This is a genomic window from Domibacillus sp. F004 (genome assembly GCF_057814295.1).
This window is the reverse complement of the sequence record NZ_JBVATB010000002.1, coordinates 497787-514591: the sequence shown is the minus strand read 5'-3', so window position 1 is coordinate 514591 and position 16805 is coordinate 497787. Positions and strand designations below refer to the sequence as shown.

The 16805-nt window shown below is 39.6% G+C and carries 18 protein-coding genes and 1 pseudogene; 1 reads left to right on the top strand and 18 read right to left on the bottom strand.

What is annotated here, in order from left to right:
- Positions 1 to 10: 10 nt before the first annotated feature.
- The 17 genes and pseudogenes from ACZYRN_RS08105 to ACZYRN_RS08025 all read right to left on the bottom strand — a co-directional run bounded on the left by ACZYRN_RS08105 (position 11) and on the right by ACZYRN_RS08025 (position 14634).
- Positions 11 to 364, bottom strand: a complete 354-nt coding sequence (locus ACZYRN_RS08105) for a lmo0954 family membrane protein (protein WP_488911020.1) — start codon at positions 362 to 364, stop codon at positions 11 to 13.
- A 200-nt stretch (positions 365 to 564) separates the two neighbouring features.
- Positions 565 to 1248, bottom strand: coding sequence for a peptide-methionine (S)-S-oxide reductase MsrA (gene msrA, locus ACZYRN_RS08100; protein ID WP_488911019.1), 684 nt, complete (start codon positions 1246 to 1248; stop codon positions 565 to 567).
- A gap of 22 nt (positions 1249 to 1270) precedes the next feature.
- Positions 1271 to 1636, bottom strand: a complete 366-nt coding sequence (locus ACZYRN_RS08095) for a DMT family transporter (protein WP_488911018.1) — start codon at positions 1634 to 1636, stop codon at positions 1271 to 1273.
- 280 nt (positions 1637 to 1916) lie between these two features.
- Entirely contained in the window at positions 1917 to 2222 is a 306-nt protein-coding gene (locus tag ACZYRN_RS08090; RefSeq protein WP_488911017.1) for a hypothetical protein, read from the bottom strand.
- Complete coding sequence (locus ACZYRN_RS08085) at positions 2223 to 3293, bottom strand: DMT family transporter (RefSeq protein WP_488911016.1); 1071 nt, start codon at positions 3291 to 3293, stop codon at positions 2223 to 2225.
- A 430-nt stretch (positions 3294 to 3723) separates the two neighbouring features.
- Entirely contained in the window at positions 3724 to 4287 is a 564-nt protein-coding gene (locus ACZYRN_RS08080) for an NADPH-dependent FMN reductase (RefSeq protein ID WP_488911015.1), read from the bottom strand.
- Between the two features lie 134 nt (positions 4288 to 4421).
- Positions 4422 to 5645, bottom strand: a complete 1224-nt coding sequence (locus ACZYRN_RS08075) for an acyl-CoA dehydrogenase family protein (protein WP_488911014.1) — start codon at positions 5643 to 5645, stop codon at positions 4422 to 4424.
- Between the two features lie 47 nt (positions 5646 to 5692).
- A complete protein-coding gene (locus ACZYRN_RS08070) occupies positions 5693 to 6916 on the bottom strand; it encodes an acyl-CoA dehydrogenase family protein (protein ID WP_488911013.1) in 1224 nt (407 codons plus the stop codon).
- Positions 6917 to 7052: 136 nt separating this feature from the next.
- Positions 7053 to 7811 carry a hypothetical protein gene (locus ACZYRN_RS08065; protein WP_488911012.1) on the bottom strand — a complete coding sequence of 253 codons (759 nt, stop codon included), beginning with the start codon at positions 7809 to 7811 and terminating at the stop codon, positions 7053 to 7055.
- A 210-nt stretch (positions 7812 to 8021) separates the two neighbouring features.
- Complete coding sequence (locus ACZYRN_RS08060; protein ID WP_488911011.1) at positions 8022 to 8435, bottom strand: cupin domain-containing protein; 414 nt, start codon at positions 8433 to 8435, stop codon at positions 8022 to 8024.
- A gap of 72 nt (positions 8436 to 8507) precedes the next feature.
- On the bottom strand, positions 8508 to 8921 hold the full coding sequence (locus tag ACZYRN_RS08055) for a cupin domain-containing protein (protein ID WP_488911010.1): 414 nt from the start codon (positions 8919 to 8921) through the stop codon (positions 8508 to 8510).
- A gap of 87 nt (positions 8922 to 9008) precedes the next feature.
- Positions 9009 to 9422, bottom strand: coding sequence for a cupin domain-containing protein (locus tag ACZYRN_RS08050; protein ID WP_488911009.1), 414 nt, complete (start codon positions 9420 to 9422; stop codon positions 9009 to 9011).
- A gap of 66 nt (positions 9423 to 9488) precedes the next feature.
- Entirely contained in the window at positions 9489 to 10349 is an 861-nt protein-coding gene (locus ACZYRN_RS08045) for an adenylyltransferase/cytidyltransferase family protein (protein ID WP_488911008.1), read from the bottom strand.
- Between the two features lie 23 nt (positions 10350 to 10372).
- On the bottom strand, positions 10373 to 10786 hold the full coding sequence (locus ACZYRN_RS08040) for a cupin domain-containing protein (protein ID WP_488911007.1): 414 nt from the start codon (positions 10784 to 10786) through the stop codon (positions 10373 to 10375).
- 679 nt (positions 10787 to 11465) lie between these two features.
- Positions 11466 to 11614, bottom strand: a pseudogene (locus tag ACZYRN_RS08035) (pentapeptide repeat-containing protein); the annotation flags it as partial.
- 196 nt (positions 11615 to 11810) lie between these two features.
- Positions 11811 to 13958 carry an ATP-binding protein gene (locus ACZYRN_RS08030; RefSeq protein ID WP_488911006.1) on the bottom strand — a complete coding sequence of 716 codons (2148 nt, stop codon included), beginning with the start codon at positions 13956 to 13958 and terminating at the stop codon, positions 11811 to 11813.
- Positions 13939 to 14634 (bottom strand): response regulator transcription factor, encoded by a 696-nt coding sequence (locus tag ACZYRN_RS08025; RefSeq protein ID WP_488911005.1) that lies wholly within the window; start codon positions 14632 to 14634, stop codon positions 13939 to 13941. Before ACZYRN_RS08025 ends, ACZYRN_RS08030 begins: the two co-directional genes overlap by 20 nt.
- Before the next feature lie 487 nt (positions 14635 to 15121).
- On the opposite strand from ACZYRN_RS08025, the gene ACZYRN_RS08020 reads away from it, so the two are divergent.
- Positions 15122 to 15244 (top strand): hypothetical protein, encoded by a 123-nt coding sequence (locus ACZYRN_RS08020; protein ID WP_488911004.1) that lies wholly within the window; start codon positions 15122 to 15124, stop codon positions 15242 to 15244.
- A gap of 399 nt (positions 15245 to 15643) precedes the next feature.
- Here the strand turns inward: ACZYRN_RS08020 and ACZYRN_RS08015 are convergent, their stop codons facing one another.
- Positions 15644 to 16765, bottom strand: coding sequence for an S-layer homology domain-containing protein (locus ACZYRN_RS08015; protein WP_488911003.1), 1122 nt, complete (start codon positions 16763 to 16765; stop codon positions 15644 to 15646).
- Positions 16766 to 16805 lie beyond the last annotated feature (40 nt).

Sequence of the window (16805 nt, the reverse complement as noted above, 5' to 3'; positions counted from 1 at the left end):
CTCCTCTTCCTTATTTATTCAGTTCTGCCCACTGCCGTTCAAAATTAATAAACGGGTCTTCTTCTACTGTTTTTTCTTCCAACACAGAATCGTTATTTCTCCACTTTAAGATCACGACATACAAAGCATATGCTGCTCCAAAACCGATCACTGCATAACTATTAGATGCCACGACGGTGCTAAGAAGCAGCACACCGACAATCACCCAGCCTATTTTTCCTGCAGTCGATTCACTTTTCACGAACTGCTTAAAGATGATATACAGCAATAAAACGCCTATACCCAATAACATCATCGGCCCAATTGTTGCCAATAGCACACTAAACGCGATCAATCCAACAATGAGTAATAGAAACTTTTTCATTTCCTCCACCTCCTCGGTTAACTTACATTCATCTTATCGGGGAACGGAACGTTTCGTAATGAGCCAGAGCCATATTTCTAACTAAGCCTCAAGGCGTATTCACTCATCCCTTTTATCTGTCTCTCCCCTCCCAGGAAATCTTCTCCATAAAGAAAAGCGACCTGCTCCCGCGCAAGCCGCTTTCCTTTATGTTTGTCTCTCTACCATCGGATTCTTTTCAATATCTCCAGCACAATCTGACGAGAATCTTCACGTATGTCCCACTCCGTCACTTCGTTTTTAATGTCATTCAATGTGCCAAATTCTCTCACAAACCCATTTAATCGGGCGGTTAATGTAGAATGAGTAAACGCATCCACCGATGGATAATGACTATTCAGCAGATCAACGGCGATAGAAAACCGTTTTAAATAATATTTTTGATGGTGCTCTTCCGCCATCGTAAAGCCTGAATATGGGACGATTTCTGTTTCGATCGTTTCTTTTCGCTCGTCTTCCAGCTCTTTTTTCACGTTCAGAATGGTTTTTTTCTGTTGTTCATCGTGATAAAACAAAATCGACATATATTGCCGCTCTTTATAACTCACTCTATTCGTTGACGTATGATGGGACCAAAATATATGTAAAATCTTTTCAAACGAAAGTACTTCTGGATTAAAATCCACTTCAATGGTTTCCGTATGATCCCCCATGCTGCGATACGTCGGATCTTCTTTCGTGCCGCCTGCAAAGCCAACACGTGTCCGGATGATACCGGGTAATTGCCCAAATCGTGCATCTGGACCCCAGAAACAGCCCATGCCAAATGTGGCTGTTTCGATTTTTCCTAATTTTGACTGCCACTCTGCTTCAATCGGCGGTATCATCTTTTCGTTAGGAGTCATCCTCTCTCTCTCCTTCTCTTCCTTATTTTACTTTTTCAACAGGCATCCCCATTTCAGATTCCTTTCCTTGATCACTTTCTCCTAAATTCAATCCGACAACACCTAATACAATCAAAACAATGGAGCAAACTTTTAAGAGAGACAGGTGCTCTTTAAAATAAATAAAGCCGATTACCGCCACTGTCGCTGTTCCGATTCCGGCCCAAAGTGAGTAAGCTACACTTATATCAATCTTTTTAAGTGATAATGTCACGAGCGTCAAACTAAGTCCGTAGAAAACAAAAATAGAAATTGAAGGAACTAGTTTTGTAAAGCCTGCTGATAACTTCATCGATATCGTTCCAATAATTTCCGCAAAAATACCTAACGTAAGCAAAATCCATCCCATGCTATTCACCTCCCTTTCCATTCTATTATTTTTCGAAAATTTAAACAACTTCCCACAAATAAGAAAAAGCCGCCTAAAGAATTTTTTCCTTAAGACGACTTTATCTTTTTTTACTTATTCAACGAACTATGATTTATACTTTAGTTACAAACAGCCGAGCGATAACAAGACAGATGATAGATATGACTGTTATTCCGATGATCGCTACATAGGGAGCAGCAGCAAAACCCCAAAATTCATTTCCTTCTAGCATATAAACACTCCTTTTATATATATTTCTTTAAATGATTCCAGCATCTTTCATTCTTTCTTCACCAAAGCTTGTAAGGGAATATTTAAATAATACTTTACCGTTGCTAAAATGCTCGCCATTATCTAACTTTTCATCCTTCGTTTCAATCAACGCACCTGAATATAGATCGGTTAGTGCCACCCGGACTGTGCCCATCGCATAGGGCCCATTCAGCTCGTACTCTGCAGCAACTTGTTTGGCTATATCATAATCCCATATGCCATTTTCTGATTGCCCGTTAGTATTGTCTCGTATAACTTGTAATATTTTCCCTTTAAGATGCATTTTAGCCATTTACATCGCCTCCTTGTTATCTTTCCTATCTGTAGGAACGGCACGCAGGACTTCCATCTCATCCCGCTTTTCAGTAAACATGACAAACCCGCCGGTAATAACAACCAATGCACCTAAAATGAAATTCCATTCTGGCATCGTTAGTGTGAAAATACTGATGAAAATAATGGAGAAAATCCCATATAAGTCACCAATTGCTTGCCCTCTTCCCACACCAATCAATGGGAAAGATTTGTACCATGACACATAACAGAAACCAAACGTAATCCCTGCTAAAAGCAGCCAGATGACCGCGGCTCCTGACGTCACTGTTTGAGCAATCATCGGCAAAATCGGCACATCTCCAAATAGGAGGAAAAGCGGTAATACGACAGCTACCCACCAGAAAACTTCCCCTGTAAAACGAAGTGTTAAGCCTACATCCGGATCGGTAACATCTAGCGCCCGTCCAGCGATCGCTCCTTCCACTCCCCAGCCAATAGCTGCCATTAAACCGCCGAAGTACCCTAACCAAGCACCTGAACTGTTTTGAATCTCTTCCGAAATACCCGGAGCAAATACAGCAATTCCTCCGACTACAATAAGGCCAATACCAATTGCCGCTCTGCGCGATATCTTTTCACCGTACCATCGATTCGCTAATATAGAGCCTACAATCGGGTACATTAGCCCTGCAACAGCTGCAAAAACACCACCAACAAAACCGATGGCCAAGAAGCTGCCGAAAATCGCCATCAGTCCGCCGAAAATCGCAGCGATAAAGTACCATTTGGTTACTTTTCTAAAATGAACAATAGTCCGGCCATAATCCTTCAGCTTTCCTAAAACGCCAAGCCATACAAACATAAACAGTAAAACTGCGACGGCATTTAAACCGGCAATGACGGCTGCGACCGTGATATACTCTTCATTGGTTGCCATCGCCATCGAACCGAAAGGGAATTCATACCAGATTGCGGATCCAGGTATATACCACGCTCCCCATAAGACGGCTGTCCATAATGCCCACATAAAGCCCCAACGTACTGTCTTTTCTCCGTGTTTCTTTTTTGCAGCTGCCAATGAATTCATAAACTAATTGCCCTCCTAAATGAAATCGTTTTAATTTTATCGCAGGACGCGGCGCTTTTCATCTGAGTTCCTCTTTAGTAAGTGAGGGATTGAGGGATTGAGGAACACAGACTAACAACATCTGCATGACCCACATCCTGCGGGCCTACCCTCCTGCTGATGAACGTTTCATTCTATTTCTCTTTATATGAGTTTGCTAGATTTGATCCAATGGTTTTCCATGTAATGAAGCCCTTGCTCCTATCTAACAACATATATATAAATCCAACTTCCTCTAATGGCTGCGTACCGAAAAATTCTCTTCACTAAAACGTTTTCATTTAGTAACGAATCTGCGTTTCTTTTATAGAGCTATAAGAAAAACACTCTTTTTCCCAGGTGAATGATAAGAAAAAGAGGTTATTCGACGTACCGTTTATTATTCTCTTTTTTATACCGTATACTGAGGATCGTTCTTTGGCGCTTTTAATGCTTTTTGCATAAAGACAACTTCCTCGCCTAAAGCCGTCAAACGCTGTAACACGTCTTCATCAATGATCTCATTTTGGCGATTGAAATGATCATTATGCAGATACACAAATCCCGGTGCAACGTAAGCGCGGAAATATCCTGCAATTGGATTCAATTGATTTTCAATAACTAAATAGTGCTGATACGTTCCGCCAGTCGCAATAAAGCCCATTACTTTGTTGCGCAGAGCTTTTGGATGAATTAAATCAAACAAGTTTTTAAGAGAACCTGTAATGGAGCCTTGGAAAATCGGTGTACCGATAATGTAAAAGTCTGCTGAGGAAACGATATCGATCACTTTCTTCGTATCTCCTGTATACGTTGACGGATCACGCCCATCACAGAACTGAATATCATAATCTCTTAAATTAAGCATTTCAACTTCGATTTCCGGATGGTTTTTCTTTACTTCGTCCAATATTTTTTGAACAACAATGAATGGTTTTATTCCTGTAATTGTTCCTGATATGCCTAGTAATTTCATATTTATAATCCTCCTTATGCGAACAGCTTATGACGATAAACATTTGTTATAATGAAGCATATACCGGAACCAGCATTCTTCAGTTCCGGTATATAATTAGACGTTCTTTTCGTAAAATCAATGAGATCCGTTTTTTACTCGAACCAAGGAACATCGATTAACGTTTTACCAATCCATTCACGTAAAATTTCATTAGTTGGGCCCATAACCGCACCCGCACGGCCATCACGCAAGAATTTTTCCACTTGACCTGTTAAATAGCCTCTTCCGCCTGAAACTTGCAGCGCTTGGTTTGTTACTTGAATAACAATGTCAGCAGCATGCGTTTTTAATTGCCAAATTGGGAATAGGCATTCTCCTAGCGGTTTACCTTCTGCAATCGCCTTGTCTAAACCTTCCGCTGTGCGGTACAGCATACTTCTTGCACTGTCAATCGTAATTTGCGCTTTCGCCAGTTCATGACGAATGACTTGGTAACCAGCAACCGATTTTCCAGTATCCGCATGTACCTTTTTCTTCGCACCGTCAATCGCTGCATTAAGAGCACCTTGCGCAATACCGATCCAGCAGCCAGCCGTTCCTAATAAGAACAAAGGATCGATCGTATTATCATTATGGTAGTTCATTCCGCCTTCCGTACCTAAACGATTTTCACCCGGAACATACACATCTCTAAATTTCATTGGACCACTAGAGTTTCCGCGAAGCCCCATTGCATTATAAGGATATTGTGTGATACCCTCTTGTCCATTTTCTACGAGCAGGAACATTAATTTATCTTCTTCTGTCGTATCCGGATACGTTGTTGCAACTACATACCAATCTGCTTCTCCAGCACTTGTAACGAACGATTTATCTGCATTCAATAAGTATCCATTGCCGCTGCGCGGTGCTGTACTTACAACATTCCAAAAGTGACTTCCTGTTGCTGGTTCACTGAAAGCTAAACCGCCCACTTTTCCTTGAAGCACTTCAGGGATGATACGTTGACGCTGTTCTTCATTACCTGCTGAAAATACGACTTGCGTTGCTGCTGTATGCATCACCCAGCACATCGTTGTAGAAGCACAATAGTGGGCAAAACTTTCAGCTAACACGGCAAAGCCTGTAAGTCCCATGCCAAGACCGCCATACTCAACCGGAAGGGTAACTGCCCCAAATCCTGATTGCGCAACCTTTGTTAAACTTTCACGAGGATAACGGCTTTCTTGATCTGAGATCGCAGCTCTTGCAAGCAATTCACTTTTCCCTAGCGCATGTGCCTTTGCTTGTAACTCTTCATATCCTGGCGGGCAACTCCACCAAGTTGGAATTTGCATAATACCTTCGTTTACTACTGTTGTGTTATTAGCTGTCATTTTGTTCACTCCTCAGTAAATTTTATTGAATTTTATCTTTTATACGTTTACTCGAACCAAGGAACATCGATTAACGTTTTACCAATCCATTCACGTAAAATTTCATTAGTTGGGCCCATAACCGCACCCGCACGGCCATCACGCAAGAATTTTTCCACTTGACCTGTCAAATAGCCTCTTCCGCCTGAAACTTGCAATGCTTGGTTTGTTACTTGAATAACAATGTCAGCAGCATGCGTTTTTAATTGCCAAATTGGGAATAGGCATTCTCCTAGCGGTTTACCTTCTGCAATCGCCTTGTCTAAACCTTCCGCTGTGCGGTACAGCATACTTCTTGCACCGTCAATCGTAATTTGCGCTTTCGCCAGTTCATGACGAATGACTTGGTAACCAGCAACTGATTTTCCAGTATCCGCATGTACTTTTTTCTTCGCACCGTCAATCGCTGCATTAAGAGCACCTTGCGCAATACCGATCCAGCAGCCAGCCGTTCCTAATAAGAACAAAGGATCGATCGTATTATCATTATGGTAGTTCATTCCGCCTTCCGTACCTAAACGATTTTCACCCGGAACATACACATCTCTAAATTTCATTGGACCACTAGAGTTTCCGCGAAGCCCCATTGCATTATAAGGATATTGTGTGATACCCTCTTGTCCATTTTCTACGAGCAGGAACATTAATTTATCTTCTTCTGTCGTATCCGGATACGTTGTTGCAACTACATACCAGTCTGCTTCCCCGGCACTTGTAACGAACGATTTATCTGCATTCAATAAGTATCCATTGCCGCTGCGCGGTGCTGTACTTACAACATTCCAAAAGTGACTTCCTGTTGCTGGTTCACTGAAAGCTAAGCCGCCCACTTTTCCTTGAAGCACTTCAGGGATGATACGTTGACGCTGTTCTTCATTACCTGCTGAAAATACGACTTGTGTTGCTGCTGTATGCATAACCCAGCACATCGTTGTAGAAGCACAATAGTGAGCAAAACTTTCAGCTAATACGGCAAAGCCTGTAAGCCCCATGCCAAGACCGCCATACTCAACTGGAAGGGTAACTGCCCCAAATCCTGATTGCGCAACCTTTGTTAAACTTTCACGGGGATACATGCTTTCTTGATCCGAGATCGAAGCTCTTGCAAGCAATTCACTTTTCCCTAGCGCATGTGCCTTTGCTTGTAGTTCTTCATATCCTGGCGGGCAACTCCACCAAGTTGGAATTTGCATAATACCTTCGTTTACTACCATTGTGCTATTGACTGTCACTGTTCCCCACTCCTCTGTTAAGTTTATTTACATAAACCTTATATATATATATTTAATATTCCCAATATTCTGTAAATAAAAGTTAAAAAATTGTGATGAGAGAGAGTCTCTTCCTCTTCTCTTCACCTGAACACAATCACACTTCCATCTCTTCTTCCATCTCGAGCAAGGCAAAGTAGCTGCGTGTCGTTTCACCTGGTTCAGTGTTCTCCGTAAGCATATGCAAAGCCTCTACAACGCCAATTTGTCGGTATGTTTCCGTAACACGGCCGTTCACTTTAAGAGATTCGCGTCTTTCCTGCAGCTGATCCAGTACTTCTTTAGGAAGTTCTTCTGAAATCTTGATGGAACCCACCACATTTTTTTCAGCGGCTTCACAACTTGTGATCTTCACATCACTGTTTTCAACGCGCCCCGTCGGAGAATAAGCCAAGGCACTGACGATACGATGTTTGGCTGCATTGAACGTTTCCCTTAAAAAAATAGGGTGTGACGGGTCAATATCTTCAACGAGCAGACGTGTAATGCCACGATCATTAATCGCTTCCAAAATTTGTTCCGGATCATCCTCTGCTATCAACACTTCTTTATGCGGCGGCCAAATGTCCATCCAGTAATGCGTCATATGTTTTTTGCCAACATGGAAGACAAAGAATTCCGGATAAATAAACTGCTGACCTGGCTCGGGGCCCAGATTCGGGCGGAAAAAGTCATAGAATCGTGTAAGCGCTGACATTAGCAAGGCGCTTGCACCCATTCCGCCGCCTGTTTCTCTTACGACGACCCCAATCCGGTCGTATTCGTTAAATCCAGGAAAAATATCTTCTAACAGTGCTTTTTGACCATTCAGCTCAAAATCAAAATCCTGGTAACTCATCGTATTAACCGTATGCATGGCTCGGTACCTCCTTTGTTTCATGGATTAATAGAATATATAAGGGCCAAATCTAATAAATAATATGAAACTTCATTCAGCGGGGGAGGCCCACAGAAAATGACGATCTTCGTCTGCGTTCCCATCCCCATTGATCCGTTTTCATGGCACTTTCATTTATGCAAACGGGAGTATCTATAATTTGACTTTAAAATCTAGTTAAACGATCAATTATGCAAATGTAGGTTCTGGCAATCTGTGCGCTACATAAACCGCTGTGCCATCGCTCTCACCATGGAACGTAACCGTTGTGCCAGCGTTGATGATCACAACATCGCCTGCTTCTGCTGTAAAACTATTTCCTTGATCATCGCTTAAAACAAATTTCCCAGTAACAACTGTTTTCATTTCTAAGAAATCATATTTAAAATCGAACCCTTTGTCAGCTTCTTGCATTGCATATAATCCTACTGTTGCTGCATTTTCATTTGCAGTAATCGGGATATCAAGGATTTGGCTTTTAACTTCTGGAATTCCCAAGATTGTATTTAACTCTTTCAATTCATAGCTTCCTGCTTTAATTAATTGCAAACCTGGTTTTTGACTTAAGTACGTATAGTTATCTTTCGTTGCTGCTCTGCTCATTTTTACCACTCCAATAATTTTATTATTTTTTTCTTACTGCCTATTCCTGTAGATCAAACGTTTATGTCCGGTTTACAAAAACGGTTTTTCAGGGATACGGTGAGCTGTGTAGAAAGCTTCTCCGTCACTTTCAGCGTCAAAAATGACCGGCTTGTTTGGAGTGAAGATCACAACATCTCCTGCTTCTGCTATATATTTGTTTCCTTCTCTGTCACGCAAGACAAATTTTCCTTTAATGACGAACTTCACTTCTAAAAATTCATATACGAATTCAAATTCTTCACCTGGCTGCATATCGAAGTAGCCCATCGTAATCGCATTTTCTTTTGACGTAACTGGAACATCAATGATTTGGCTTTTTAGTGCCGGAATTCCTAGAACATCATTCAACTCTTTCTTCTGGTAAGTACCTGCTTTAATAATTTGGATGCTTGGCTCTTTACTCAAATAGTTGTAGTTTGTTGATTCTGTTGTAGATTGGCTCATGTATAAACACTCCTCTATGTTTAGTTTTATTATTTATAAAATTCAGTCTTTAAAAACAATATCTATCTCTTTCTTCACTTTTATATTTTACAAAAATGAAGATTCAGGCAGACGGTGCGCTGTGTAAAAAGCATCTCCATCACTTTCGCCATCAAAGATAACCGTTGTTGTCGGGCAGAAAACGAATACGTCGCCTTCTTCTGCTATATATTTTTTGCCTTGATCATCGCGGACAATAATTTTTCCTCTGAACACAATTTTGATTTCCAAGAATGTGTACGTAAATTCAAAGTCTTCGGAAGGCTGCATTGAGAAGTAGCCCATTTGAAGAGCATGTTTATCTGTGCAAACCGGAACGTCGATAATTTGGCTTTCAAGAGTTGGAATGCCTAGAATATCATTTAGTTCCTTTTTGTTATACGTTCCAGCTTTAATGAGCTTGACACCTGGCTTATCATTTAAATATGTTAATTCTTCTAACCATGCTGTTTCTGTACTCATTTTTGTACCTCCACTATGTTTATTTTTTATAATAAATCCGGCCGTATAACCGGTTTATTTCTTCTATTATGCTTCCTGGGATAAGGAAGGCTGTTCTTCCAATATAGTAAACATTCCAGGTGACAAACGTTTGATCCACCCGATGTGAATGTCTTCTTGATCCACTAATAAACGATTGTTATGAGCAGAAAAGATAATTTTAGGCGCTTCCTGTGTGACTAAAACGACTTGATTATCTGTTTCATCCCCATTTGAAACGGTTACTTCATATACTCCTGGAGGAGGAAGAAGATAATAAGGGCTCGCTACTACTTCGACACTATTTTTAGTTGAAAAGATCTTTCCTTTTATATGATAATGTTCTCCTAAGTAACGGTGAACGATATCCATTCTTCCTGAAGAAATTAATTTTCTTATTAAAGTAGAACTGATCTTTTCCCCTTCAAACTCTACTTTTTCTACTTTTATTCCTTCAATCAAGTGATTGGAGTCCTCTTTTATTCGATCCATATTTCCCTTTCCAAATTGCCCGTACGTAAAGTCAAATCCTGCCACTGCATACTTTACACCAAAGTCGAGAAGATAGTTTTGGACAAATTGTTCAGGTGTTAAAGAAGCAAAAGCTTCATCGAATTGCACAATGTAAAACTTCTTTACGCCTAACTTTTTCAAAATTCGTTGTTTAACGATCATCGGCATTAAATATTGAATTTTTTTCTTGTCTCTTTTAAGCACTTCTTTAGGGTGCGGGAAAAAGCTCATACAGGCGAGCTGCAGCTGCTTTTCATCCGCTATCTTTTTAGCTTCGTTGATAACTTGCTGATGGCCTAAATGAACGCCATCAAAAAATCCTAAGGCGATCACACTGGGTTCATTTTCTGCAAGAAACGTATGGCGGTTACTTTTATTTACATAGATGACTTCCATTGTTCCGCCTCCTACTCATTAGTTTAAAGAAATGAAGATTCAGGCAGGCGATGTGCTGTATAAAAAGCATCTCCATCACTTTCGCCATCAAAGATAACCGTTGTTGTCGGGCAGAAAACGAATACGTCGCCTTCTTCTGCTATATATTTTTTGCCTTGATCATCGCGGACAATAATTTTTCCTCTGAACACAATTTTGATTTCCAAGAATGTGTACGTAAATTCAAAGTCTTCGGAAGGCTGCATTGAGAAGTAGCCCATTTGAAGAGCGTGTTTATCTGTGCAAACTGGAACGTCGATAATTTGGCTTTCAAGAGTTGGAATGCCTAGAATATCATTTAGTTCCTTTTTGTTATACGTTCCAGCTTTAATGAGCTTGACACCTGGCTTATCATTTAAATATGTTAATTCTTCTAACCATGCTGTTTCTGCACTCATTTCTTTCACTCCCATTTTTTATTCGTTTGTTTCTATCTGGCAACGCTTTCATCCTTTTAGGTTGTTTAGTTCTCTTTGGTGTGTTTATCTTTTCTATACATGTATCATATTATTTATTTATAAAGTTATCCTAAAGTCAAAATAAACTAATGATAAACTTTCGATAAATTCTAAAAATAATAAATATTCAATTAATATATGTATCTATGAGTTGCTTTCTATTATCTTGATGCAGAATTATGAACACTCTCACATAAAAAAGAGCAGATACTAATAAATAGTATCCGCTCACGCTATCATGGGTTTGAAGACAGCATTACCTGTTCTTGATCATTAACGACTCGTATAACCAGCATCGACATGGAGTGTAGTCCCCGTTACTGATCAGGAGCTAACCAAAGGCTAGCTTGTGTCACTTCTCCCGCCTGACCAAATCGGTTCATAGACTAAGTTGAGGTGCATATTCGGCTTCTGTGTAGCCAAACTGTTCTAGAGCCCCGCGCAGCATCGGAGTATCAATGGCCCCCCCGGAGCCACTGAGTTGACACGAATATTCTTGTCGCCATTTTCCAGTGCAGCGACCTTTGTCATTCCGATAGACCGTTAAAAATAGAAAGCACCTCTGTTATAACAGAAATGTTTCACTACTTAATGCCTTAATTTATACCGAACCCGAACCTTAAACTAACCAATGGGCAGGAATGCTTAAAGAAGGCGGTAATTTAGTCTGATTATCGCCATTTGCCGAATTTACTTGTGCTTGAGTAAAAAAATACTTCCTATTAGATTAGCGTCTCTTAAGTTCGCACCGATTAGGTCACTTCCCCTATTTACTTTATAAAAGAATTAACAAGAACTGTATCGTGCGTTTTAGTAGTAGTATCATTGAACAAGTATCAATCTTTCCCCCGCTAAAATTAAAAACAAGGCTGTCCCACAAATCCGTGATTCATGGACTTGTGGGACAGCCTCTTCTTTTTTATTATACTCCTTCCAGTTTATCTGTCTTTACTCGGATCCATTCTCAAAATTCCCCGATTTCCATTAAAGGGAGCACAATCGTAATGGTCGTTCCTACACTTACTTTGCTTTCTACTAAAATTTGTCCTTCATGTGCGGCAATAATCTTTTGTACAATTGACAAACCTAACCCATTTCCTTTAATTTTCTCAGTTTTTGTCCTTTTCTCCCGAAAGAATGGAAGAAAGATTTTTTCTTTGCTGTTTTCCGATATACCAATTCCATAATCTTTAAACTTAATGATCAGATTTCCATCTTGTTGATAGGCGGAAATATCGATTTTTATTTTTTTATTACTTGGTTTGGAATATTTAACGGCATTCTCCAATATATTAATAAATACGCGATTCATTTTTTTCGGGTCAACGAAAATAAAGTTTGTACCGATTTCATAGTCTTTCTTAATTTCTATATCGCATCCTTCTGATCGAAGTGCAATCATATCTAATGATTGCTCTAGTAAGAAATCAAATGGAATGACTTCTTTTACGTAGTCTCCATCATCATCTGTGTTCATTTCAAATAGATCATTAATTAATTGGATAATGTGGTTGCTGCGCAGCAAGATGGAATTCATAATCTCTTTTTTTTGTCCTTCAGGAAGCTGCGGATGATTCACTAAAATTTCCGTGTACTCCCTGACAGATGTTAACGGCGTTTTTAAATCATGAGAAATTTGTGACATAAATTCTTTTCGCCGTTTCTCCGATTCTTGAAGTTGCTGATTCGTGTTCACTAACCGTTCATTGGCACTTTCCAGCGCTTTCGTCCGTTCTAACACTTTGTCTTCTAATTGATGAGCTTTTAAATTTAATTCACCAATTAATTCTTGAATTTTTCGGTTCATAAAATTAAATGCTACGGCCAAGTTTCCAATTTCATCTTCTTGTTTAATCGGAAGTTCTTCTACAAAGTTGCCATCAGCACTTTCTCTTAGTGCATTTGTTAACCGATCAATCGGCTGGGTAATCGTACGCGAAAAACGATACGTCATGTACAATAGAATGGCAATTCCGAAAATTAAAAATACAGAAAGATGGGACAAAAAAAGAAGCATGTGCTTGTTTGTTTGAGCCTTTGTACTTTTTACAATTGGTTCGACAATATCAGACTCTGAAATAATAAAATTAAGACTCCATCCGTTATTTAATGACGACGTTAACAGATAAGCATCTGAATTCGAATACGTAATGGGCAGGATCGCTTCTTTATTTTCTACCGCACTCTTCATAATGAACTCGTTTTTATGGATCCCTTCCGCTTTTGTTTGTCCGGAGATAAAGTTTCCTTTATCATCCATTAAAAAGGCAAAGGCATTTGGTTCACTGAATGTCACATTCATTAATTTGTTTGTGATGTTTTCAATCGGTACATCTAAACCAACCATCCCTTTAAACGCACCATTCGATAAATAAACCGGTGCTCCAACAGAAATAAGCCAGTCCTCTTTCGTTACATCACCAATCGGTTTAGCCGACCATACATAAGGGGCCGTCCATTTCACTTTGCGCTCGGGATTCAACGCAACTGTATAAAATTCGTAATCTTGAAAACGGATATCCGGTGAAAATGTCTTCGCCGCAATGGCTGATTCTACATCAAGAAAAGGATAATACAGCCAAGATGAGGTCGGCAGCGATAAGTAAACAGCATTGATCATCGTTTCATTTTTCATCGTTTGAACAAACAATGGTTCAAGCTGCTTGGCTATTTCCAAGTCATGAATGGTCTCGTCTGGCGAATCACTTGATAGGGAACTAATAAACACATTTGTTTTTTCATGTTTGTCTTCAAATGTTTCCCATAAGTATCCTTCTTTTCCTCTTGTCAAATCTAATTCGTCTGTAGGAGCTGTATTAGGATTGCTGTACAGCGTTTCTGCTTGTTTTTGAATGAGCCTTAACGTATTTTCAAGATTGTGCAAATCAGTATTCAAATTTTGCGTTTCTTTTTGAAGATATAACATCTTTTGAGATAAAACGGCTTTTTTTGTCTCTGCTATATGATCTTTCATAATTTGATTCGATAAATTGCTTCCTTGATACATGCTGTAGGCCGCAATCATCACAAACGGAATAAAAGAGATCATCGTTGTAAAGAGTAAAACTTTAAAATAATAGGATTTTCTAAATTTAAATGGACGTTTGAACAAACTTGTAGCCTACCCCCCTCATTGTCACGATATAGGAAGGATTTACGGGATAATCTTCAATCTTCTTCCTCAAATTCGAAATATGAACAATAATGGTACTCTTCTCGCTAAACGAGTCATATCCCCAAATTTGGTCGAGCAGCTGCTCTGCCGAGAATACTTGGTTTGGATGTTGGGCAAAAAAAGTAAGCAATTCAAATTCCTTCGCGGTTAATTCAATGACTTTTCCATTTCGTGTGACCTCCCTGGCAGACAGATCGATCACTATGTCATCAAAAGAAATTCGCTTCTTAATAGAGTTTTGATTATGATTGATTGAATTTCTTCTTAAGTGCGCTTTAATGCGGGCGATTAACACTCTTGAATTAAAGGGCTTTTCAATATAATCATCGCCTCCCATTGCAAAAGCTAAAATCTTTTCCCTATCCTCATTGTTGCAAGTTACATATAAAATAGGGACAGCCGTTATTTCACGCAGCTGCTGACATAAATCAATTCCGTTCATATCAGGTAATTCAATGTCTAAAAGAATAAGATCGGGTTCGTTTTCCCGAACTTTTTTAATCGCTTCCATTCCCGTTCCGGCAATTGTATAGCCATACCCTTCAAGGGATAGATTCATCGATATAATCTTCTGGATATCTACATCGTCCTCAACTATTAAAATTTCATCCAAGTTTATCTGCCTCCATTTATAACAACTCTTTTTTTAATTTTCTGAAATATAGCGGCGGACTTGATAAGAAATTCATGTACTTCTTAACAAAGATTATCAAAATATAAAAGCGCTTTCAATCCTTTTTGGAAGAATACATGACAGTTAAATTTATCAAGTAACGTATATTTAAATGAATTAATCAACAATCATTGTGACACCGCCTTCTCCATTTCCTTTTTTTATATATTTTAACACAACAAACCAATTATTTTTACTTCTTCTTCCCTTAATTGAAACAAAATTTCCTTTATAAATGTTAATAATGGTGGAAAAGAATGATAATTAAAGAAAAAGAATGAATAAGTGAGAAAAAGGGGCATGTTACTCGCTTTCATTGCCAATGTTATCGTTTACACCCCGGTTGTTGCCGTTTACATTCACTTTGATAAAAAGGACGTTATGACCGATAATAAAGTCATACCAAACAGGAAGCAGGTGAACATACATGAACTTCGTGAAAACAGTGAAAACAGCGATGAATGCTTACGGGAAACATATGGCTAAAGCACAAGAATACGGGCTTTTAAAAGCACAGCAATATGGCGTTGTTATTGAAAAAACAAAATAATTAAAGAACAGGGGAATGAACATGAATTTTATTAAAGCAGTGAAAACGGCAATCAATGCTTACGGGAAAAAAATTGTCAAAGCACAAGAATACGGAATCCTTATGGAACAAAAAAAGTTTGGTCATAAAAGATGAAGTTCATCATTTTATACAGCCAACTCACTCATAGTGACCCACCAACAACCGGTTCTCAACTATAAAAAAGAGAATCGGTTTTTTGTGCAAAAAAATCTCTAAAAAAACCGTTCTTTTTCTCATTTTGAATCCGTTTCACCTTAATAATTTCCCACTAACATTCTATCTTTCTGTTTTCACTCTCTTATTTCCTCCTTCATCTGCATAAAAAATAACCCGCCTTCCTTTAGCAGGAAAGAAGGCTATTTTCTGCACAATGCTGCATCACTCTATATGATCAATCTCCGATGTAATCACAATGGTTTCATCGTCTGCCATTATTTCATATTCGGCTTTTACTTCCCCATATCCTTTTACAAAGTATTTACGGCTCACCTCGCTGCCGCCATGCCTTTTCTCAAGGACGATGACATGATTAAATGTTCGAAGTGGCGTTGTCAAGACCGCCGAATCACTTATGACTGTCCATCCGTCAAATGAAGCACCGGTTTCAAGCGGAAGCTTTAAATACGTATAGAGCGGCACAAGCGCCAGTAATTCGCTTGCAGTTGGCGTGTATTCTTCGTACGATTCAGCCTCTTCGCGCACAACGCTCACCCGATCATCTTCTATCCGAAAGGTCCGCGCCACGACTGTACCGCCATTGTCATGGTACACCGTCACATGTTTAGGATTGTGCCATACTGTGCGTGTCGTGTACGTCGCATACTCATTTCCCTCTCCTTCAAATGAGGCCGTTTGACCGTTTTCTAGAAAAAAAGAAGAAAGAGTTGCTTCCTCAGGGTCCCGAGGTGTATAAACATAGGCACGTGCAAGAAATGCCGCAAACTGCTCCCTTGTCACAGCTCGATTCGGCCTGTAATAACCGTCTTCGTATCCATACGCAATCTCCGCCGCTACCATATTTTCAATATAGGGATACGCAGCAGATGTTTTAGATACATCTGGAAAGTCAATATCTACCGCTTCTGTAATGTCAAATGCACGCCCAAGAATAATCGCTAATTGCGCACGCGTGACGGTTTGATTGGGTCTGTACGTGCCATCTGGAAATCCGGACAGAATGCCTTCTTCCACAGCTGATTCAATGTACCCTGACGCTGTATTAGAGGAATGAACGTCTGAAAAAGAGGTTCCTCTCTTTGTCCCGTCCAGCTCAAATGTTTTTCCGATTAAGATGGCAGCTTGTGCACGGGTAACGTTTTCTTTCGGCCTAAACGTACCGTCTCTAAACCCTGAAATAATCTCAAGATCCGATAACAGATCAATCTCTTCATAGAAGCGATTTGTTTCTGAAACATCTCTGAACATAGCGGCACTCGCAACGGAGCCAACAAGGCTGAGAACGAGGGTCAAGACAATGGCACCACCAAATGACTTTTTCACTGATCATCCCCCTTTCCAATTATAAGAATATTATAAATCT